This window comes from Dyella kyungheensis, from assembly GCF_016905005.1.
GTDB classification, from domain to species: domain Bacteria; phylum Pseudomonadota; class Gammaproteobacteria; order Xanthomonadales; family Rhodanobacteraceae; genus Dyella; species Dyella kyungheensis.
The window spans coordinates 393,931-415,034 of the sequence record NZ_JADIKC010000005.1 but is presented as its reverse complement, the minus strand read 5'-3'; the positions used below and the strand labels follow the sequence as shown (position 1 = coordinate 415,034).

17 protein-coding genes are annotated in these 21,104 nt (G+C 63.1%); 9 read left to right on the top strand and 8 right to left on the bottom strand.

Annotated elements, in window-relative coordinates; all coding sequences use genetic code 11:
* Window positions 1-173: 173 nt before the first annotated feature.
* Window positions 174-794: a hypothetical protein gene (locus ISP20_RS13260; RefSeq protein ID WP_204636558.1), complete on the top strand. Its 621-nt coding sequence runs from the start codon at window positions 174-176 to the stop codon at window positions 792-794.
* Window positions 795-1,450: 656 nt separating this feature from the next.
* On the opposite strand, the gene ISP20_RS13255 is transcribed toward ISP20_RS13260, so the two are convergent.
* Window positions 1,451-2,596: an alpha/beta fold hydrolase gene (locus tag ISP20_RS13255; RefSeq protein ID WP_204636557.1), complete on the bottom strand. Its 1,146-nt coding sequence runs from the start codon at window positions 2,594-2,596 to the stop codon at window positions 1,451-1,453.
* A gap of 550 nt (window positions 2,597-3,146) precedes the next feature.
* Between ISP20_RS13255 and ligD the strand changes: the two genes are divergently transcribed.
* Both ligD and ISP20_RS13245 read left to right on the top strand, forming a co-directional pair.
* Window positions 3,147-5,684: a DNA ligase D gene (ligD, locus tag ISP20_RS13250; protein ID WP_204636645.1), complete on the top strand. Its 2,538-nt coding sequence runs from the start codon at window positions 3,147-3,149 to the stop codon at window positions 5,682-5,684.
* Window positions 5,685-5,815: 131 nt separating this feature from the next.
* Window positions 5,816-6,280 carry a type II 3-dehydroquinate dehydratase gene (locus ISP20_RS13245; protein ID WP_204636556.1) on the top strand — a complete coding sequence of 155 codons (465 nt, stop codon included), beginning with the start codon at window positions 5,816-5,818 and terminating at the stop codon, window positions 6,278-6,280.
* Window positions 6,281-6,287: 7 nt separating this feature from the next.
* Here the strand turns inward: ISP20_RS13245 and ISP20_RS13240 are convergent, their stop codons facing one another.
* Window positions 6,288-7,886, bottom strand: coding sequence for a DHA2 family efflux MFS transporter permease subunit (locus tag ISP20_RS13240; RefSeq protein WP_204636555.1), 1,599 nt, complete (start codon window positions 7,884-7,886; stop codon window positions 6,288-6,290).
* Between the two features lie 113 nt (window positions 7,887-7,999).
* Here ISP20_RS13240 and gnd point away from each other — a divergent pair, with 113 nt between their 5' ends.
* Together gnd and ISP20_RS13230 are read left to right on the top strand one after the other, a co-directional pair.
* Entirely contained in the window at window positions 8,000-8,956 is a 957-nt protein-coding gene (gene gnd, locus ISP20_RS13235) for a phosphogluconate dehydrogenase (NAD(+)-dependent, decarboxylating) (protein WP_425490826.1), read from the top strand.
* A gap of 69 nt (window positions 8,957-9,025) precedes the next feature.
* Window positions 9,026-9,772, top strand: coding sequence for a 2OG-Fe dioxygenase family protein (locus ISP20_RS13230; protein ID WP_204636553.1), 747 nt, complete (start codon window positions 9,026-9,028; stop codon window positions 9,770-9,772).
* 5 nt (window positions 9,773-9,777) lie between these two features.
* Here the strand turns inward: ISP20_RS13230 and ISP20_RS13225 are convergent, their stop codons facing one another.
* Complete coding sequence (locus tag ISP20_RS13225) at window positions 9,778-10,752, bottom strand: AraC family transcriptional regulator (protein WP_204636552.1); 975 nt, start codon at window positions 10,750-10,752, stop codon at window positions 9,778-9,780.
* Window positions 10,753-10,846: 94 nt separating this feature from the next.
* Between ISP20_RS13225 and ISP20_RS13220 the strand changes: the two genes are divergently transcribed.
* Together ISP20_RS13220 and ISP20_RS13215 are read left to right on the top strand one after the other, a co-directional pair.
* Window positions 10,847-11,833 carry an oxidoreductase gene (locus ISP20_RS13220; RefSeq protein WP_204636551.1) on the top strand — a complete coding sequence of 329 codons (987 nt, stop codon included), beginning with the start codon at window positions 10,847-10,849 and terminating at the stop codon, window positions 11,831-11,833.
* A 106-nt stretch (window positions 11,834-11,939) separates the two neighbouring features.
* Window positions 11,940-12,425, top strand: a complete 486-nt coding sequence (locus ISP20_RS13215) for a cupin domain-containing protein (protein ID WP_204636550.1) — start codon at window positions 11,940-11,942, stop codon at window positions 12,423-12,425.
* Window positions 12,426-12,436: 11 nt separating this feature from the next.
* On the opposite strand, the gene ISP20_RS21790 is transcribed toward ISP20_RS13215, so the two are convergent.
* Complete coding sequence (locus ISP20_RS21790) at window positions 12,437-13,468, bottom strand: thioredoxin family protein (protein WP_204636549.1); 1,032 nt, start codon at window positions 13,466-13,468, stop codon at window positions 12,437-12,439.
* 101 nt (window positions 13,469-13,569) lie between these two features.
* Window positions 13,570-14,244 carry a type 1 glutamine amidotransferase domain-containing protein gene (locus ISP20_RS13205; protein WP_204636548.1) on the bottom strand — a complete coding sequence of 225 codons (675 nt, stop codon included), beginning with the start codon at window positions 14,242-14,244 and terminating at the stop codon, window positions 13,570-13,572.
* 403 nt (window positions 14,245-14,647) lie between these two features.
* Between ISP20_RS13205 and ISP20_RS13200 the strand changes: the two genes are divergently transcribed.
* Window positions 14,648-15,367: a response regulator transcription factor gene (locus ISP20_RS13200; protein WP_204636547.1), complete on the top strand. Its 720-nt coding sequence runs from the start codon at window positions 14,648-14,650 to the stop codon at window positions 15,365-15,367.
* A gap of 99 nt (window positions 15,368-15,466) precedes the next feature.
* On the opposite strand, the gene ISP20_RS13195 is transcribed toward ISP20_RS13200, so the two are convergent.
* Window positions 15,467-16,069, bottom strand: a complete 603-nt coding sequence (locus ISP20_RS13195; RefSeq protein WP_204636546.1) for a peroxiredoxin — start codon at window positions 16,067-16,069, stop codon at window positions 15,467-15,469.
* Window positions 16,070-16,415: 346 nt separating this feature from the next.
* On the opposite strand from ISP20_RS13195, the gene tehA reads away from it, so the two are divergent.
* Complete coding sequence (gene tehA / locus ISP20_RS13190) at window positions 16,416-17,408, top strand: dicarboxylate transporter/tellurite-resistance protein TehA (protein WP_204636545.1); 993 nt, start codon at window positions 16,416-16,418, stop codon at window positions 17,406-17,408.
* A gap of 48 nt (window positions 17,409-17,456) precedes the next feature.
* Here tehA and katG read toward each other — a convergent pair whose 3' ends face one another.
* Both katG and ISP20_RS13180 read right to left on the bottom strand, forming a co-directional pair.
* Window positions 17,457-19,715, bottom strand: a complete 2,259-nt coding sequence (gene katG, locus ISP20_RS13185; RefSeq protein WP_204636544.1) for a catalase/peroxidase HPI — start codon at window positions 19,713-19,715, stop codon at window positions 17,457-17,459.
* A gap of 797 nt (window positions 19,716-20,512) precedes the next feature.
* Window positions 20,513-20,950 (bottom strand): H-NS histone family protein, encoded by a 438-nt coding sequence (locus ISP20_RS13180; protein WP_204636543.1) that lies wholly within the window; start codon window positions 20,948-20,950, stop codon window positions 20,513-20,515.
* Between the last annotated feature and the right edge of the window lie 154 nt (window positions 20,951-21,104).

Here is a 21,104-nt window from a genome sequence, read left to right as displayed (position 1 = left end):
CTCGGCCGGGAGCATGAAGGACGCTGGGGCAACTATCGTCGCTGTCTGGGCTGCGGAAAGAACCACGCCTTCTAGAATGTCGTACGCCAAACACCGCTTTTCGGGTGCCGGGGTATCGGCATTAATATCCCGAAAGTAGAGCAGATATGACACCAATCACACTGAGGGAACCGATGAATCAGCCAGCTGATGATGTCGATCACGCTCTCGCCATCGTCGACCACGCTTTGCGCACCAGTTTTCCCGAAAACTACTGGAAGCGCTGCGCCTACGCGGCGGCAGGGCTGCACCTGATTCTGGCACGCCGAGGTATCAACGCCGAATTCCTTAGCGGTGACGTTCTGAGCTTCACCTTGTCAGCTGACCGCAGGCATCCGCAGATGCAAGGATATGGAAACGCGACAAACGGGGCGCCAACGCACTTCTGGGTTGAAACAGCTGATGATCTGCTGGACCTCGGCGTGCACTATCTGCCCCGTGAGTCCAGTCAACCCATCGTCGCCATGCCGATTATTCGCTGGTCGTTACGCGAGCCGCTTCCCCACTACTTGCGATATCGAAAGGTGGGGCGCGCTGCCGTCATGCGGCCGGACCCGTTGATCGCCGAGCGGATGGAGAACTTTCTCGGCCAGTGCGGGCGTCATGATCACTCTCTGGATAGCAATGTGTCGTTGCCTACCTGGACATTAACGGGGCGCGCAGGCCTTCACGCCGCCGCCCAGCGAGGAGATGTTTGGGCGCGCGGAGCCGGCCATTTCGAAGGATGGGTGGATCCGAGCAGGCTTCCGTTTTAGCGTGAAGTCCGTCAGCACGATGGGCTCGTGTTAACGCGGAGAACATACGCCCGACAATTTGTAGGTAGCTTGTTGCTGACCACTGCTCAACTGGAGCGGTTTAGTGGTCGATTCTCGAATTCATGGCAGTTTGTTGGCTGCCATGGGGTGACTTGTTTGCTGGATCCGGTGAGGCCGTTGACCAATTCCCAGAATTGAACTGGCGGCCGAAAGTGGTGGCGCAGCTTTGTTGGCAGTCCATCGGCATCGGTCCAATCTTGTTGACCATTGCTTAAGCGGACATGACACGCCTGGCGGACAAACGACAGAAGATCGGGCTGGCGCGCGTGTGACGCCTTTAACTGGATGACACAATTAAGCGGAAGATCTCTGCGATCGGCTCTGGCTCCATTGTTCACGAAATCGTGACGCATTGCCTTGGCTTGGAATATTAGGTTGGCCCGAGGCATCAATTGATTGAAAAGGTGACCCCATAAGACGGGATGACATGTTTAGTTGGCTCGAAGACATGTTTAAGCGGCTGACGACAAGTTTAGATGGTCTCGCTGGGCAGCCTTTACTTCGCATAATGTATATTATGTAAAATTATGAAAACCCCACCCAAGGGCCGGCAATCACGCGTTACTCACTCTCAGCGCCCATCCCAAGCCCCTCCCTCATTCCGGCGCAACATCACCCGCAGCTTCCGCCAAGGGGCGCGCGTAGTTGATGAGGGATTGAGTGAATTTGCCTGGTTCCTCGCTCATGGGTTCGTGGCCGGAGTGTTCAAACCAGACGAAGCGTTTCTGGGGTGCGCGAATGTTTTCGAACCATTCGTGGGCGACGTCCGAGTTCACGGTGCGGTCGAAGCGGCCCTCGAACATCAAGATCGGGCATTTGAAGTCGAGGTGTTTGGACAGGTCCAGGGTCGAGACGAAAGACAGCAGATGTAACTCCGAGAATTCGTTGCCGTCGTAAATGTGTGGCGCCTGGGCGTCTGTGTAGTCTGGCGAGAGTCGGCCTGCGTGGCTCTCGTCTTCCTGGTCGTGGCGATAGGCCATGACGCCGCCGTAGTAATCCACCCAGCGATGCAATACCGCCATCTCCTTGAACGGCGATGGCGTCTTCGGGTAAGGAGCGATGGCGCGAAGTTCGGTGATCGCCTCCTCGTTGTGGGCCGCCGTCGCCGCCGCCATGGCGAAGGCCCAACCTCGTCGCTCGCTTTCCGGCACGTTCGCGGCCTGCCCCACGCCGATATAGGCGTAAAGCCATTCCGGATGGCGCTGCGCCAATGCTTCGCCGAGATAGCTGCCCCAGGAGTGGCCGATCACGAAGATTTTCGACTTGCCGAGATCTTTGCGAAGCCATTGGACCATCTCGTCGACATCGTCGTTGAAGCGCTGCGGGGTCATGGTGGGCGCCACAGCCTTGGGATCGTTATCGAGATAGGTGCGGCCCGCGCCGCGCTGATCCCATTCGACGACCGTGAAATACTCTTCCCATTCGTGCGCATACCACCAGGACATCGGCGTCTCGACGTAACCGGGTCCGCCATGCAGGACCAGCAGCACCGGGTTGCGTCGATCCCTGCCCCGGATCGTGACGTATTGATCAATGCCGCCGATCCGCAGCATCTTGGCCTCTTCGATGCCGTTGGGTGTCACGATCCTCCGCAAGCCGCGGACGACTTCCGTCGCTTCCGCTCGATTGCGCGGCCGAGGTGCGGCATCGGTTTGTGCTAACGCGATGGAGGTAAAGCAGATGCCGACGAGGCCGGTCAAAACGATGGCACGCCAAGTCGCCGAAACTTTGATTCTTTGCATGAAATGCGCGCTCGTGCGTCAGGGGCCGGCGACAATCGCCGAACCATCTCGAATACGGGAGGCACACGGCAACCCACCAAGCATTTGCCCGGGTTCCGTGGATTCAAGCGAACACCATCGTCGCGGCGACAGCTGGACACGCTCGTAGAAAATTACAACCGTATGACTTGCATTTCGCGTGTGCCGAACGTCACTGCGTTTTTTTCTACATCAGAACAGGATCGGGATGCGCGAGGCCTGCGTAGCGATGACCTCCCTGCACCCGCTACGTCGCATACAGCTCTTCCCTGCCCCGCCCCGACGAACAGTTCAGTTGCAGCAGCTCAGGGCGACATTGCGGCGGAGCGATCCGCCTTCATCGATCTCGTGCCGCACAAGGATCAGCGCACCGTGCCACGGGCGCAGCGAGCTTTTTGCTGGTCTTCATGTATGTCATTAGCACAAGGTTGACGGTCGATTCACTCCATTCATGAGAATCGTTCCCTCATGATGCGGCGAGCTATCGAGTCATGCCGCTGAGCGATCCCATCAGGACTGTCGAGGTGTGCAAGTGTCGCTGCGCGATTACGCCAAGAAGAGACGGTTCGACCGGACGCCGGAGCCTCGCCCTGAGAAGTCCGCGGGCAAGGCCGCGCGCGAACTCTTCGTGGTGCAGCTTCATCACGCGCGTCGTCGCCATTACGACTTCCGGCTCCAGGTGGGCGATGTGCTGAAGAGTTGGGCGTGCCCCAAAGGCCCAAGTTACGATCCCGAGGTGAAGCGGCTTGCCGTGGAGGTGGAAGATCATCCTGTGTCGTATGCCGCGTTCCAGGGTGATATTCCGGATGGCTATGGCGCGGGGCACGTGGATACGTTCGACACGGGTGTGTGGGCGACTTCGGGCGATGCAGAGGCCCAACTGGAGAAAGGCCATCTTCGGTTCCAGCTTTTCGGCGAGCGGTTGAAAGGAAGCTGGCACCTGGTGCGCGGTCACCGCCAGGAGAAGAAACCCGTCTGGTTCCTGATCAAGGATGAGGACGCCTATACGTCCAAACTGGAGGCGGACGACCTGCTCGATGCCAGGATGGTCGACAGCACTCGGCGAGCGGCAGGGAAAAGCGGTGGCGCCAAGGAGGTGGCGGAGAAGCTCACGCGAACGAAGCGCAAGACGACACCCGCGGCGAAGAAGCGACGCCCGCCATCGATGGCCTGGGTTGCCAAGATCGAGGGCGCAAAGAAACGAGCCGCGCCCAGCGGCTTCTTCAAACCCGAACTCGCCACCCTGCGCGAGACGCCTCCTACGGGCGACAACTGGCTGAACGAGGTGAAGTGGGATGGCTACCGCATCCTCACGTCGATCAACCGCGGCGAGGTCACCTTCTGGTCGCGCAACGCGTTGCCATGGACAGACAAGCTTCCCGAGATCAAGCAGGCCGTGGAGGATCTGGGGCTCGAGTCGGCTCAACTGGATGGCGAACTCATTGCCATTGTCGACGGCCAATCCGATTTCAATGCCCTGCAGCAGACGTTGTCCGGCGAAAGCGCCACGCCGCTGCTCTATGTGTTGTTCGATATGCCCTACCTCGAGGGATACGATCTATCGCGCGTACCGCTGATCGACCGCAAGGCAGCGCTAGAGCGCCTGCTTCGGCAGGCGCCGGAGCAGCTGGCCTACAGCGGTCACGTGGTGGGCGGCGGCGAAGAAGCCTTCCAGAGCGCAAGCGCACATCGACTGGAGGGCATCATGTGCAAACGCGCGGACTCGCCTTATCGCGGCGGCCGCGGCGACGACTGGGTGAAGGTGAAGCGCCTTGAAGCGGACGAGTTCGCGGTGGTGGGCTATACCGACGCCAAGGGATCACGAAAGGGATTTGGCTCGCTGTTGCTGGCCAGGCCAGCGCCCGGCGGCGAGTGGAGTTATGTCGGCCGGGTCGGTTCGGGCTTCAGTGACGACATGCTGCGCGAACTCACCCGTTCACTGGCGCGCGCAGGTTCGCGCACACCGAGCATCAAGCACGCGGGTGAAGCGCCGCGCGATGCGCATTGGATTGCGCCCACGGCCGTCGCCGAAGTGTTTTATCGCGGCATCGGCAACCAAGGGCTGCTTCGGCAACCCAGCCTCAAGGCCATGCGGCCGGACAAGACGCCCAACGATTTGCGTCGCGGCGATCGCGCCAGGAAGCCCGCCGAAGCCGGCAAGTCGCGCGGTGGCAAATCGAGTGCGCCTGCGCCGATCACCATCACGCATCCAGAGCGCATCGTCTATCCCGGTGAAGGCATTACCAAGCAGGACATCGTGGACTATTACACGGCCGTGATGAAATGGTTCCTGCCGGGCGTCATCGACCGGCCGATGTCCGTCATACGTTGGCCCGGCGGCATCAATAAGCCGAGTTTCTTTCAGAAGCACATCCCTGCTGGCGGCCTGAAACAAGTGGGCTCCGCCCGATTGAAGGAAGAGACCGGCGCATCGGCCGTTTACCTCTATCCGGTAGATGCGGACTCCATCATCGAGCTGGTCCAGTACAACGCGATCGAGTTTCATCCATGGGGCGCGCATGTCGACAAGCCCGACTGCGCGGATCGCGTGGTATTCGACCTCGACCCCGGTCCCGATGTCGAATGGACCCGGGTCAAGGCAGCAGCACGTCTTATGTACAAGCTGCTGGAACAGCTGGGTTTGCAGAGCTTTCTTCGCGCCACCGGCGGCAAAGGCCTGCACGTGGTGGTTCCGTTGAAGCCGGCCGCACCGTGGGACGAGGTGAAGGAGTTCGCGCGCAGCTTTGCCGAAGTGCTGGAGTCCATGTACCCGCTGGAGTTCGTGTCGGTCAGCTCCAAGGCAAAACGCGCGGGCAGGATTTATGTGGATTACCTGCGCAACGGACGGGGCGCCACTGCGGTGGCTTCGTACTCGCTGCGCGGCCGGCCCGGCGCGCCGGTGGCGATGCCGTTGCGATGGAGCGAACTCGGTCGCTTGAAAAGCGCGTCGCAGTTCGATATGCGCTCCGCCCTTGCCCGACTGAAGCGGCAACGCGCGGATCCCTGGGAAGGGATCGACAAGATCAAGCAAAGCCTGAAGGCGGTGAAGAAGGCGCTGTCGGCAAAGTAGCGGACACCTGCCCGCCACTCCATGTCTCTGCCAGAAAATTTACGCCGCGACGCCATTTCCCTGCAGCACTTTTACGGCGAATGGAAGCAGCATGTCGCATCCGCTCCAACGGGCGATGATGGGCATGACGCGTGAGCATAGTGATCGTTCATGGGCCGCACACTTCCGGCTGTTCCCTTCCGCAGGAATTGCAGCGGCAGCTCCAACAGCAGGCCGATGCCGCAGGGCACACGCTGGAACTGAGGGGCTGCGGCAATCTTCCGGGCCTGGTCGGCGAGGTGTGCGCCGCCAGGGCCGATAGTGCCGAATTCGTCCTGCTCGATCCCGGCGAGTTGGCATGGCAAGCACGCGAGCACCCCGAGGCCGGCCTGGTCGATGCACTCGACCGCCTGGATGCGCCGTACATCGAAGTCCATGACGTTTTTGGCGCGGAACTGGAACACGACGGCGTTCACCGGGCCCCGGTGGCCACGGTGATCATCAACGGCAATATCGGTAGCGGCTATCGCATTGGCCTGAGCATCGCGCTGCGGCAACTGCGCGATGCGCATCGACGCGACGATGAGAAGGACTATGGCTGTCCGGTCCTCGTTTGAAAGGGTCTCACCGCTCCAGCTCATTCACCGCATGCGATGCCGGCTTGCCTCGAATCAGGATCGCGGCGCTCACGCCACTGAGCAAGGCCAGCATCGCCGACAACCACATCACTCGCCGAAAGCCATCGACGAAGGACAGCTCGATGGCCTGCCGCACCGCGGCCCTCAACTCCGCGGGATAACCAGAGGGCACCACGATGCCGGCCAGCTTCTCGCGTTGCGCAAGCAGTGATGCGACCAATGCCGGCGGCGCGTGCACATCGGCTAGCCGAAGCGACAGCGACTGGTTGAAACTCAAGGTCAACAGCATGCCGAACAAGGCAATCGCCAGCAGCGGCCCGGTGCGGGAGACGGCGTTGTTCACACCCGACGCCGTCCCAGCCCGCTCTTCGCCGACGGCGTTCATCACCGTGGTGGTCAATGGCGCCACCGTGATGCTCATGCCCAGTCCGAGGATGCAGATCGCTGGAAAGAACGCTGTCCAGTAGCTGCCGCCGACGGATGGCCACGCAAACAGCGCGAAGCCCACCGCCGCGATCAACGGCCCCACGATCAGCGGCGGGCGCGAACCAAACCGGTCCACCAGGCCGCCTGCCCAACGAGACAGCGCGAACATGATGGCGATGAACGGCAACAGTGCCGCGCCCGCTTCGGTGGCGCCATAGCCCTGCACCTGGATCAGGTTCAACGGCAAAAAGAACAGGCTGCCTCCCAGTGCGGCATAGAGCAGCAAGGTGAGCACGTTAGCGCCCGCGAAATTGCGTTCGTGGAACAAGGTCAACGGCAACATCGGCCCGGCGCTGCGCGCTTCTTCGCGCACGAACAGCAGCAAGCCGAGCATGCCCATCGCAGCCGCCATCCATACTTCGCCCGCCGACCAGCCTCGCGACGGTGCCTCGATAAGTGCATACACCACGCCAGCGAGACCCAGCGTGACCAGACTTGCGCCTCTCACGTCAATCCGGCGGCCGACCTGTCCACGGCTTTCCGGCACTTTCCTGGCGCATATCCACAGCAGCACGAGGCCCACCGGCGCATTGACCAGGAAGGCCCAAATCCACGAGTAGTGGTCGACCAGGAAACCGCCGATCACCGGTCCAATGGCCGCCGTGATGCCGCTGCAGGCGGACCAGGTGCCGATCGCCGCACCACGCTGCGTGGCCGCGAAATTGGCGCTGATCAGCGCCAGGCTGCCGGGCACCAGCAATGCCGCGCCGACGCCTTGCGCGGCGCGGGCGATGATCAAGGGGATCACCGTGGTCGAACAGGCGCAAGCGACCGAGGCGAGCGTGAACAAGGCCGTGCCGATCATGAAGATGCGACGGCGGCCGAAGCGATCGCCCAGCACGCCGCCGACCAACAGCAGGGACGCGAGGAACAACGCATAGGATTCCATCACCCACTGCGCATCGGCCGTGCTGGCACCCATTTCCCGTTCGATCGCCGGCAAGGCCACGTTGACCACCGTGCCGTCGATGAAGGCCATGCTGGTGCCGAGGATGGCGGCCAGAAGAATCCAGCGCTGCGACCTGGCGGCGCACGATTGCGCTGTCGCAGCGCTCAAGATCACGCCGCTATCGCAGGGAGGCATCCCGATCTGGCTCATGGCACCCGTCGCGGAAGCAGAATTCGCAAGAGCTTACATCGCTTTGCAGCCAAGGGATCGTGCGCGCCCTGTTTGCTTTTCTCTCACGGGAACTTGCCTGTCCGGCAGTCACCATGCACGCTTGCAACCCTGCGTTGCCACTCCACTCCCTTGAAGGAAGCACCATGAAACTCGGCATGATCGGCTTGGGCAGGATGGGGGCCAACATGGCTCAGCGCCTGATGAAGGACGGGCACCAGGTCGTGGGGTTCGATCCCCAGGCCGCCGCGAGGAACGACCTGCAGAGCAAGGGCGCTCAATCGGCGGATTCTTTGACCGCACTCGTCGCCGCCCTGCCCTCGCCGCGCACGCTGTGGCTGATGGTACCGGCAGGTGCGGCGACTGACGCCAGCCTCGATGCGCTGCTGCCGTTGCTTCAAGCGGGGGATACGATCATCGACGGCGGCAATTCGTTCTACAAGGACAGCATGCGCCGCGCGGCACGCTTTGCAGAGCGCGACATCGCCTATATCGACAGCGGCACCAGCGGCGGCATCTGGGGCCTGGAGGAAGGCTACAGCCTGATGATCGGCGGCGATGAGGCAGCGGTCGAACGCATGCGCCCGATCTTCGAATCGCTGGCGCCAACCAAGGATCGCGGCTGGGCGCGCGTGGGCCCGGCGGGTGCGGGCCATTTCGCCAAGATGGTTCACAACGGCATCGAGTACGGAATGATGCAGGCGTACGCCGAAGGCTTCTCCATCCTGCGCCACAAGACCGAGTTCGCCATCGACCTGCAGCAGGTAGCCGAGATCTGGCGCTACGGCAGCGTGGTCCGCTCGTGGCTGCTCGATCTCACCGCCGATGCCTTGAAGAAGAATCCCGACATGTCTGGCATCGCGCCCTACGTCGCCGATTCGGGCGAAGGCCGATGGACGGTCGATGAAGCGATCGAACTCAATGTGCCTGCACCGGTCATCACGCAGTCGTTGATCGAGCGTTTGCGTTCGCGCGACAAGGATTCCTTCTCCGACAAGTTGCTGTCAGCCATGCGCAATGAATTTGGCGGGCACCCGATCAAGAAGGAATAAACCACGCCAGGGCGCAGGCCGGCCGAACAGTCTCAGCGGAGCGAGGCCAAGATCGCCTATCATGCACGCATGCACAATCTCGCCGAACTGCCTGCTTCGCCGCTGCTCAACGAAATGCGGCTCGATGGATTCGCTTTTGCTCCCGCCGACACGATGCGTCCGTTGCTGGCCTCGTCCGGCGGGTTGTCGGACTGGAGCGACTTTGCCGAGAGCTGGAACCAGCTGGCGCCCGATCAGTACCTAGCCGCCAAGGGGCGGGCTCGCCGCAGGCGTCATGCCACGTTCTCGGCCGCTGCGCACGGTGTCGTCACGACGGAGCCTCATCAGCCGCATTTTCAATCGCTGCAGTACAACGCGTTGCAGGGCGACATCGAGCGCTGGTTCGAGCCCATCACCGAAGCCGTCGTGCATGGTGAGACCTTGCGCAGCATCCTCGACTTCTGCCACGCGTTCTTCGGATCGCTGGCACCCACGGTCGCGCGCTGGCACATCGAAGTGCACCAGTTCCGCATCGAAGCCACGGCCAGCGCTGCCGGCGAACCGACGCCGGAAGGCAGCCATCGCGACGGCGTCGACTATGTACTGGTACTGCTGGTCAATCGCCGCAACATCGCGAGCGGCACCACCACCATCCATGCACCGGATGGCCGGCTGCTCGGCGACTTCACCCTAACGCATCCGCTGGATGCCGCACTGATCCACGATCCCAGCGTGTTCCACGGCGTCACCCCGGTGTTGCCGCTGGTGGCCGACGAGCCCGCGTTTCGCGATGTGCTGGTGGTGACGTTCAGGGCCGCGCCCGCAGCCGACCGCTAAGCGCGCTACAACACATCCTCGATTTCTGTTTCGTCGGCATCGCCCGAATCATGGGCGGCGCGCGCGTTGGCGCCGTAGCGCTTCGGCGATACACCCACGATGCGCTTGAACGCGTGACTGAATGCGCTCTCGGAGGCATAGCCCAGCGTTTCCGCCAGGGTGGCCAGTGGCGCATCGCCACGGCGCAAGGCGTGCTCGGCCAGGCGCATGCGCCAGCGCGCCAGGTATGACAGCGGCGCTTCGCCGGCCACGTTCTTGAAGTGCAAGGCGAAGCTGGTGCGCGACATGGCGCACGCCCTGGCCATTTGATCGAGCCGCCATGCGCGTCCGGGCTCGCCGTGGATCAATCGCAAAGCCGGCGCGAGCCGCGCATCGGTCGCCGCACGCAACCAGCCCGCGCGCAACACTCCGCCCGTGGCCAGGTGGGCGCGCAGGACCTGGATGAAAAGCAGGTGCCCCAGCTGCACCGTGGCCAGCCCCGATCCGGGCAGGTCTTCACGCTCGTGCATCAATTGATCGAGGATCCAACGCAAGGCCTGCGCTTCGACCGCCGAACCTTGCACATGGATCAAGGGCGGCAAGACATCGGCCAATAGCGCGCCATAATCCGGATGCAGGCGCACGTGACCACCGATCTGCAACACCTCGGCATTCTCCCGCGTCGCTCCATTCACGCCGACGATCGGGTCGACACGCCCCGCAAACAACGCGTGCGCATCCACCGGCACGGTCTCCAGGTGGCTTGCCAGCACGAAGCTGCGTTGGGCAGACAGCAGGATCACGTCGCCCGACGCCATCCGCACCGGGCCTGCTTCGCCATCCAACTGCAGCCAGCAGGCACCACGCACGGCGGCAAAGAACTTGATCTTGTCGGGCGCGGGAAAGCGGATGGCCCAGTCGCCGGATGCCGCGAAACCGCCCGACATCAGCGATTGGACATCGGCCAGCTTGAGTACGTCGGAGAGAGGATCGTCCCGCATGCTTGAACGATTGCGCATGAAATAGGGATTTTCAAGTATTCATCGTACGTCCCGGCGGGCCTAGGCTGGTATTTACTCCTCCAGGACCCCTTTCATGCCTTCTCCGCAAACTCCCCTCGGCTCGGGCTATGGCCCGGCCACCCGTGCCGACGACGTGCTCGCCGGTATCGATCTTTCCGGCAAGACCGCCATCGTCACCGGTGGCTATTCGGGCATCGGCACGGAGACCGCGCGTGCGCTGCGCGCGGCCGGCGCGCGCGTGATCGTGCCGGCGCGCGACGCACAAAAAGCGCGCGCCGCGCTGGACGGTCTCGATGTCGAACTGGCGACGATGGATCTGACTTCGCCCGCTTCCATCAATGCATTCGCCGCAGGCTATCTGGCGTCCGGCCAGCCCCTGCACTTCCTCATCAACAGCGCTGGTGTGATGGCTTGCCCGCTGACGCGCGATGCACGCGGATTCGAGCTGCAATTCGCCACCAATCACCTGGGCCACTTCCAGCTCACCGCGCGACTGTGGCCCGCCCTGGTCGGCGCGCATGGCGCACGCGTGATCGCTCTTTCGTCGCTGGGCCATCGTTATGCGACGGTCGATATCGACGATCCGAATTTCGAACGGCGCGAGTACGACCGGTGGATCGCCTACGGCCAGTCCAAGACGGCCAACGCACTGTTCGCCGTGGAGCTGGATGCGCGCGGCAAGTCTCGCGGCGTACGGGCGTTCTCGGTCCATCCGGGCCGCATCGTGACCGACCTCGCGCGGCACATGAGCGCGGAAGAATTGCAGAAGATCGGTGCGCTGGACGAACACGGTCAACCCGTGGTCGACCTGGCACGCGGCTTGAAGAGCCCCTCGCAAGGTGCGGCGACCAGCGTTTGGGCTGCCACCAGTGCGCAACTCGACGGCCTCGGTGGCGTCTATTGCGAGGACTGCGACATCGCGGTGCTGGCACCTGAGGAAGATGTCACCGTGCCGGGCAGTGCCAGCATCGCCTCAGGCGTTCGTCCCTGGGCGGTCGATCCCGTGGCAGCGGAACGCCTGTGGATGCTGAGCGAGCGCATGCTGGGCGTGAGTCTCTGACAGCGAGCGGCGCGACCACACGCTCGCGCCGCTACCAAAGGGGAATGTTTTTCCCGGCTGGCTTGTGACTACCATCGTCCTTCGCGAAGCGGGAAGAGCGCAGGCCATGTCTCGTTCGAGAGCTGTCGTTGCCGCCGTGGCGATCGCCGCGGCGTGGCTGACGCCCATGCTGGCCGTGGGCGGCGGACTGCCCGTAAAGAGCTTCGGCGCCGTGCTGCCGGAAGACGTTCAATGGGCGCCGTTTCCCGCCTTCCCTGCCGAAGCGCGCCTTGCCGTGCTGGTGGGCGATCCCAAGAAGGCAGGCCCCTACGTCGAGCGAGTCAAAGTGCCTGCCGGCGTCAAGCTGATGCCGCATACGCATCCGGAAGACCGCATCTACACGGTGATTTCGGGTGTGTTCTACATCGGGCTGGGCAAGACTTTCGACGAATCCAAACTGGTCGCCTACGGCCCCGGCAGCGTGATCGTGTTGCCCGGCAATACGCCGCACTTTCACTGGGCCAAGTCCGGCGAATACGTGACCCAGGTTTCAGGTTATGGCCCGCTCGGTATCGAATATGTCGATGCCAAGGATGATCCACGCAGTCATTAGCGCGGCGTTGCTCAGCCAAACGTGAACACGAACGCCTCGGCGCCCGGGTCGAGAAACTCGATATCGAACACGCGATCGGAGACCGGCATCGGTTGGCGTATCAGCTGATACATGCGTGGTTCGGACAACGTGCCGATGCCCTGCTCGTCCACGTCGAGGCCATGGGCGGCGGCCGGCGGCTTTCCATCGAGCGTGACGCGAAATCGCACGGATGCCCCTACTGTCGCCGGCGCCATCACCAGATGAAGATCGCGCGCGTGGAAGCGATACGCGATGTGTCCGCCCGCTTCATGCAGCACCGCGGACTGCTTTCCCACGCTCCAGTCGCCGACCAGCGCCCAGTGGTTGAGCGTCAATCGGTCGGGCGCCGCGAAATGGCTGCGCCCACTGAACAGGCCGGCACCGGTGGATGCGAAATTGGCCCGCCGTTCCGAACCGATATAGGTCTCCGGCGATTGCATGTCCTGCCAGTCGGGAGCAGCCTCCACGCCGCGCGCATCGACGGCAACGAGATCCCGGCTGACGTTCGTCGCACCCGCTTCGGCCAGCAATTGCTGGATGACCCGTTCCGACGTGTCGTACTCGCCTTCGCCGAACACATGGTGGCGGATCTGGCCCTTCGCATCGATGAAGTACAGCGCCGGCCAGTATTCGTTGTTGAAGGCAAGCCAGACCGCGTGGCGGCTGTCGACTGCCGTGGCCACGGGCTCGCCGAATCTCAGTGCATCGACGGCCCTGGTCACGTTGTCGATATTCCGCTCGAAGGCAAACTCGGGCGCATGCACGCCGATCACCACCAGGCCTTGGCTGCTGTATTTCCTGGCCCATGCACGGATATAGGGAAGCTGGCGTATCGAGTTGATGCACGAGTACGTCCAGAAGTCGACCAGCACCACCCTTCCGCGCAGGCCCTGCGGCGTGAGCGGTGGCGAATGGAGCCAGGCGACGGCGCCGTCGAGCGAGGGAAATTTGCCCTCCCGCGGCAACTCGATCGCACTGACCGTCGGCGAGGAAGCCACCTTTTCGCCAGCATGCACGGTCACAAGGACTCCCCATGCCAGAACAGCCAGGGCGATCCGCGCGAATCCACTTGTCTTCATGGCGACCGTCTTCCCCCGCCGGCACGCAAGCCACCGGCGCGCGGCTATTTCATGATGCTGAGCAAGGCCTTCGCCGTTTCCGTGGAAGACGCCGGGTTCTGGCCGGTAATCAGGCGGCCGTCGATGATGGAGAAGCTCACCCAATTGTCCTTCTTCTCGAACAGGCCGCCGAGGCGTTTCAATTCGTCTTCGACGAGGAAGGGCACCACGTGGGTCAACTGGACCTCTTCCTCTTCGGTATTGGTAAAGCCGGTCACGCGCTTGCCCTTGACGATGGGGTGGCCCTGGTACTTCACGTGGCGCAGCACGCCCGGCGCGTGACACACGGTCGCCACCGGCTTGCCGCTGTCGTAGAACGATTCGATCAGCTTGACCGACACCGGATCCTCCGCCAGATCCCACATCGGGCCGTGGCCGCCGGAATAGAACACGGTGTCGAAATCTTCCGACGAGACCGAATCCAGGCGCTTGGTATGGGCCAGCACTTTCAGGGCTGCAGGGTCGGCCTTGAAGCGGGTCTGCGCGGGCGTCTGGTTATCGGGATCGTCGCTCTTGGGATCGATCGGGGGCTGGCCGCCCTTGGGCGATACCACCGTGACGTCGACACCTTGATCGGTGAAGACGTAGTAAGGCGCGGCAAACTCCTCCAGCCAAAAACCGGTCTTGCGCCCGGTATTGCCGAGGATGTCGTGCGAAGTAAGTACCATGAGGATCTTCATGCGCTTGTCCTGGCCTTGGCGCCCGAGAAAAGCGCGTCGCGACCGGACAGCGGAGCGCGCGCCTGTCCGCTGAGCCTGCGCCCGTCGGCAAACCAGCGTCTATCCCGCTTTGGTATCGGTTTTTCGGCCGCGCGCATACAAACGACTCACGACCACTGGCGCATCATGGCCACGGTGCCAGCCCTGCCCATGTTCGCGGCCTCAAGCCAATGCGAGGCCGCGAGGTGTTTTTGCGTCAAGCGTTGCGATGGGGACACCGCGCTCGCAGCTTCGCCGGTGCATCGTGGATTGCGTGGAGTGACACGTGGTCGAAAGACAGCATCGGTAGCGCTCGACCGGCCGAAAGGAGCGCGGCGCTTGCTTGATTTGCGCAGCAGGGACGCTTTCGTCGCCGGAGACCGTCATGCATCTGTTGAACGAATCGGACCGCGGGTCGAATCTCGCTCCGCGCGCCCTGTCCACAGCCACGGTTTTCGTGGTGGACGACGACAGCTCGATACGCGCGTCGCTCGACGCGTTGATCCACCTCTGGGGTTGGCAAGTGGAAACGTTTGCCTGTGCCCGCGATTTTCTCGCCCGCACCCGGATACTTTCAGCCGGCTGCCTGATTCTCGATGCATCCCTGCCCGGCCTCAGCGGCGCGGATCTGCAAAGGCTGATGGCTGCCGGCCGTATCGACCTGCCCGTCATTCTTACCTCCGATCACGCCGACGTGCCTATGAGCGTGCAGGCGATGAAGGCCGGCGCCGCGGATTTTCTGACCAAGCCACTCGATGATGAAGCGCTGCTGCAGGCCATTGGCAGTGCGATCGCGCGCAGTCGTGGCGCGCTCGAGCAGAATGCCCGCAGGCGCATGCTGCAGGATCGTTATGAGTCGCTGAGCCGCCGGGAACGCGAGGTGATGACGCGCGTGGTCGCCGGCTTGTTGAACAAACAGGTGGCGTGCGAACTGGGTATCAGCGAGATCACCGTGAAAGCCCATCGGGGTCAGGTGATGCGCAAGATGAAAGCCGGTTCGTTGCCGGAGCTGGTGCATATGGCGGACCTGGTCGACCCGTCGTTCATCGGTGGCGGTCCCGGATCGGTGCGTCCGTTTCTCAGGAAGACAGCCGTCGCCAGCTGAACCGATCGTCGCGTCACCTGCCCGGCCCGCATCTGTGGCGGGCCGGGCACCAATGCGGTCACGGCGCCGCAAAACACGCGGCGCCGCCATCCCGCCTGCTTACGGCGCCTTCGGGTTCTTCATCTGCTCGACCAGGGCGAGCGACTTGCTCACATGATCCTTCGGATGCAAGTGATCGGCTTCCGACGAAAGCACCGCGGCAATCTTGCCATCGCGCCCGATCACGAAGGTGGTGCGCTCGATGAAGCCGTGGTCGATGGTCACGCCGCGCTCGTCCTTGGCCTTGGGATCGGCGGCGGTGACCTTCAGGCCATACGACGCGGCGATCTTGCCGTCCGGATCGGAGGCGACCGGGAACTTGCCGGCGCAGTAGTTGGGATCGGCCGAAAACGTGTCGAGGCGCTGGATGCTGTCTGCGGACACGCCAATGATGGTGGCGCCGGCTGCTGCGAATTTCGCCGCTTCCGTGGCGAACTCATGCGCCTCGATATCGCAACCGCCCGTATAGGCCGACGGGTAGAAGTACACCACCACCGGGCCCGACTTCAGTGCATCCGCCAGCGAGAACGAAATGGTCTTGCCCGCCTGGCTGGCCTGGGCGGTGAACACAGCGGCCGTGTCGCCCTGGCTGCTGGCAGCCAGCGCCGGAACGGCGGCGGCGAAGGCGGTGATCGCCAGTGCACGCAAAAGGAAGTTGTTCATTGCAGTGGTAGCCCTTGTGGTGAATGTTTCAGGTGGATTCGGACCGAACGAGCCAGTGCGTAGGTGCCGCGCCAACGGGTGAAGGTTGCCGGCGATGCGTTGCGACCCAGCCGCGAAAGTCGGAATGGAAAGAACATTAGATATGCTCGTTAACTTATTTATTTATATATGTTTTTGAGATGCTGCGCGTCACGCAAAGAGCTCGTGTCGAGCCTACCCTCTTTCATCATTCGCTGATCCGCGCTGCCGGTTACCTCGGCCGCGCCATGCGGGCACCGCCCCGCCAGCGACCGTCCGCGGTCATCGCGGAGGGTATTCTAAATGCCCGTCCATCGAGCGGATCGACATGACACGCCAGCACGCGCTTCCCGTCATTCCCGCAAGCTTCTTCGGCATCGTCCTGGGCCTCGCCGGATTGGGCAATGCCTGGCGCACGGCCCACCGCGTGTGGTCGTTGCCGCCCGTGGTGGGCGAATCGCTGCTGCTACTGGCCACGCTGGTATGGCTGACCCTGGTGGCCTTCTATGTGGCCAAATGGATCTACGCCGGCCAGCACGCCCGCGCTGAGCTGAGCCATCCGGTGCAATGCTGCTTCGTCGGGCTCATCGGGGTCTCGGGCATGCTCGTTGCCGGCGCCCTGCTTCCCTATTCGCGCAGTGCGGCACTGGCCCTGTTCGTCGTTTGCGTCGTCTACACGGTGCTGTTCGCGGTATGGCGCACCGGCGCACTGTGGCAAGGCGGTCGCGAGGCCACGCACACCACGGCGGTGCTCTACCTGCCGACGGTGGCCGGCCCGTTCGTGACGGCCGCGGTCGCATCCGCACTCGGTTATGCCGACTGGGGCGAACTGGCCTTTGGTGCCGGCCTGTTTTCATGGCTGGCGATCGAGTCGGTGCTGATCCATCGGCTGTACACGACCGAGGCCCTGCCCTCGCCCATCCGCCCCACGCTGGGCATCCAGCTGGCGCCGCCGACGGTGGGCGCGATCGCCTATCTGGGCATCAGCAGCGGACCGCCCAATCTGTTCGTCCACGCATTGCTGGGGTACGGCCTGCTGCAGGCCCTGATTCTGATCCGCCTGCTGCCCTGGATACGCGCCCAGCCGTTCTCCGCGGGCTATTGGGGCTTTACGTTCGGCCTAAGCGCGCTGGCGGGCGCACCTGTGCGACTGATCGAACGCGGCGAAACCGGCCCGCTCGCCTTGCTGGCGCCTTATCTTTTCATCGGCGCCAACGTGATCATCCTGGCGATGGCGCTGGCAACCTTGAACCTGCTGGCGCGGGGAAAATTGCTGCCACCCGCGTCCCCACCCGTACAACCCGCACCCAGCGCGAGTTGAACCGCGCAGCTCCGCCGAGCCCTCTGCCCGGCGGAGCCCTTCGGTCGATCAGGCGAGATCGTAGCGGTCGAGGTTCATCACCTTGACCCATGCCGCCACGAAGTCGTTGAGGAATTTCTCCTTGCCGTCTTCGCTGGCATAGACCTCCGACAACGCCCGCAACTGGGCATGCGCGCCGAAGATCAGGTCGACCCGCGTTCCCGTCCAAGCCGTCTTGCCGGACTTGCTGTTGCGTGCCTCGAACACGTCGCCCGAACTCGACTTCCATTCCACGCCCATGTCCAGCAGGTTGCGGAAGAAGTCGTTGGTGAGCGTCTCAGGCTTGTCGGTGAAGACGCCGTGCGGCTCCTTGCCGCTGCGCACATTGAGCACGCGCAGGCCACCCACCAGCACCGTCATTTCCGGCGCCGTCAAGGTCAGCAACTGCGCCTTGTCGACCAGCAGGTGTTCGGCGGGGACGCTGAACTTGCGCTGGAGATAATTGCGGAAGCCGTCGGCGAGCGGTTCGAGCTTGCTCATCGACTCCACGTCGGTCTGCTCCTGCGAGGCGTCCGTGCGGCCCGGCGAGAACGGCACGGTGACTTTGTGGCCGGCGTTCTTGGCCGCCTGCTCGACGCCGGCGCCACCGGCCAACACGATCAGGTCGGCCATGGAAATCTTCTTGCCGCCGGATTGCGCCTTGTTGAAGTCGCCCTGGATGCCTTCCAGCACCTTCAGCACCTTGGCCAGCTCGGCCGGCTGATTGACCTCCCAGTCCCTCTGCGGCGCGAGGCGAATGCGCGCGCCGTTGGCGCCGCCGCGTTTGTCGCCGCCGCGGAACGTGGATGCCGATGCCCACGCGGTGGACACCAGTTGCGACACCGACAATCCCGAGGAGAGGATCTTCTGCTTGAGCCCGGCAAGATCGCCTTCTTCGACCAGCGGATGATCCACGGCGGGAACCGGGTCCTGCCAAAGCAGTTCTTCGGCCGGCACTTCGGGGCCCAGATAACGTGCGCGCGGACCCATGTCGCGATGGGTCAGCTTGAACCACGCACGGGCGAACGCATCGGCGAACTGATCGGGATTCTCCATGAAGCGCCGCGAGATTTTCTCGTAGGCCGGATCCATGCGCAGCGACAGGTCGGTGGTGAGCATCGACGGGCCAATGCGCCTGTCCTTGTCGTGTGCGTGCGGCACCGTGCCGGCGCCCGCGCCGCCCTTGGGCTGCCATTGGTTCGCGCCCGCGGGGCTCTTGGTGAGTTCCCATTCGAAGCCGAACAGGTTCCAGAAGAAGTTGTTGCTCCACTTGGTCGGCGTGCTGGTCCAGGTCACTTCCAGGCCGCTGGTGATGGTGTCCGCGCCCTTGCCCGAACCAAAGGTGTTGCGCCAGCCCAGGCCCAGGTTTTCGATGTCGGTGGCTTCGGGCTCAGGCCCGACGTTGTCAGCGGGGCCCGCACCGTGGGTCTTGCCGAAGGTGTGGCCGCCGGCAATCAGGGCAACGGTCTCTTCGTCGCTCATCGCCATGCGGCCGAAGGTGTCGCGGATATCGTGCGCGGCGGCGATGGGATCGGGATTGCCCTCCGGGCCTTCCGGATTCACGTAGATCAGGCCCATCTGCACGGCGCCCAGCGGGTTTTCCAGCGTGCGTCCGTCTTCGGTGCGGCTGGTTTCGCTGCCGTGCAATTCCGGCTCGGCCACCAGCACGCCTTCCTTCTCGTGACCCGGCGAACCCTTGCCGTAGCGGATGTCGCCGCCCAGCCAGGTTTTCTCGTTGCCCCAGTAGACGTCCTGGTCGGGTTCCCAGGTGTCTTCGCGGCCGCCGGCGAAACCGAAGGTCTTGAAGCCCATGGTCTCGAGTGCGACGTTGCCGGCCAGGATCATCAGGTCGGCCCAGGAAATCTTCTGGCCGTACTTCTGCTTGATCGGCCACAGCAGGCGACGGGCCTTGTCCAGGCTCACATTGTCGGGCCAGCTGTTGAGCGGCGCGAAACGTTGCTGGCCGCGCCCGCCGCCGCCACGTCCGTCGCCGATGCGATAGGTGCCGGCGCTATGCCATGCCATGCGGATGAACAACGGTCCGTAGTGGCCGAAGTCGGCCGGCCACCATTCCTGCGAATCGGTCATCAGTGCCGCCAGATCCTTTTTCACTGCCGGCAGGTCGAGGCTCTTGAATGCCTCGGCGTAATTGAAGCCCTGGTCCAGCGGATTGGACTTGCTGGAATGCTGGGCGAGCAGGTCCAGCCGCAACTGTTTGGGCCACCAGTCGCGGTTGGTGGTACCGCTGCCGGCGGCATGGTTGAACGGGCACTTTGCTTCGGTTGACATGCGCTCTCTCCTTGGGAGGACCAACCCACTACGCGTTCTGCAATGGCGTCAGGCGTCGATGCCGCATTCGAGAGGTGGACCGTTGCCGGTCACCCAAGGCGCATGATCCTGATCCGGTGGGGGTGCCGTGACGCGAGCCGGGCGGGCTTTGGCGCGCGTCGACATGCCCCGCAATGGCCGAGCGTACGCCGACGAGAGCGAAGGTTCCGTGTTTGCTTGAGGCTTAGGTTCGTCGTTCTGGCGAAGCGCGAAAGCCGAAGGCTAGGCTGGTCGTCCAAGGCGGCGTGCTGCGATTGATGCGATACCGCCAGGGTGCCGCCTACGACGCAAAGCTAGTCCCGTGGGACGCGGCGGGCGTTTCGATCGACTGCCGCCGACGCAAAGCTAGCCCCCTTTTTTGGGACGCTCGAGTCACTTTTCTCTTGCTGGCCCAAGAGATCCCACGGGACTAGCTTCGCGTCGAAAGTAACCCAAAGAAAATGGCCTAAAAAGCTCACACTGACTGCGGTATACGAGCCTGAAGGATTCGGAGCCCGGATCGTCACGATCTCCCAAATCGACGGTATGGCTATATCGCGAGTAAGGCGGTGCAGAAGACTTAAGGCGGAGGCTCGCTTCGCATCGCCTTTTGCGGTGCGCGCCACTTCTCCCTCTCCCCTCCGGGAGAGGGCCAGGATGAGGGGCGAATGTTCGCCGGAACGTATAAAAATCGCAGGCATTTAAATGGATGCCGCGCACGTTCAAAAAAACATAACAGTGCGGCGGCATTGCACCACCGCACTGCGATTGGTCTAACTTTAAGCCTTCTTGGCCGTCTTTCTGACCGCGCGCTTGACTGCCTTCTTCGGAGCCTTCTTGGCTGCTTTCGCACGCTTGGCCGGCGCCGTCGACGGTTTCGCCGAGCTGTCGATCAGCAGGTGCTGTTCCGTGACGCCGCGACGCTTGAGCGCCTTGACGAACCACAGCGGCTGGCGGCCGCGGCCGGTCCAGGTGACGGAGGGGTCGGAAGGATCGCGGTATTTGGGGGCGACCGAACCGGTCTTGCCCTTCGCCGTCTTCTTACCGCGGGAAGGATAGATGTCGTCCAGGCTCAGCCCGCTCTGGCGCAGCAACGCCTCGATCTTGTCCTTGACGGCCCGTACGTGCGCCGTGCGCGCCTCACGCATATGGGCGCTCGCGTTGGCAATAAGTGCCTCGAGTTCTTTCGGGGAGAGGTGCTTCAGATCAATCGCCATTGCGATACCTACGTGGTGGAATCAAGCCCAGTCTAGGACATTAACGGCGACAAGCCACACCTGTCATGTCTGAAAAGCCTTATTTTTGGCTTGTGCAGCATGCGAACGCGGCAAACGATACGATTGGCGACAACGCATGCGAGGCCCGGCCGGC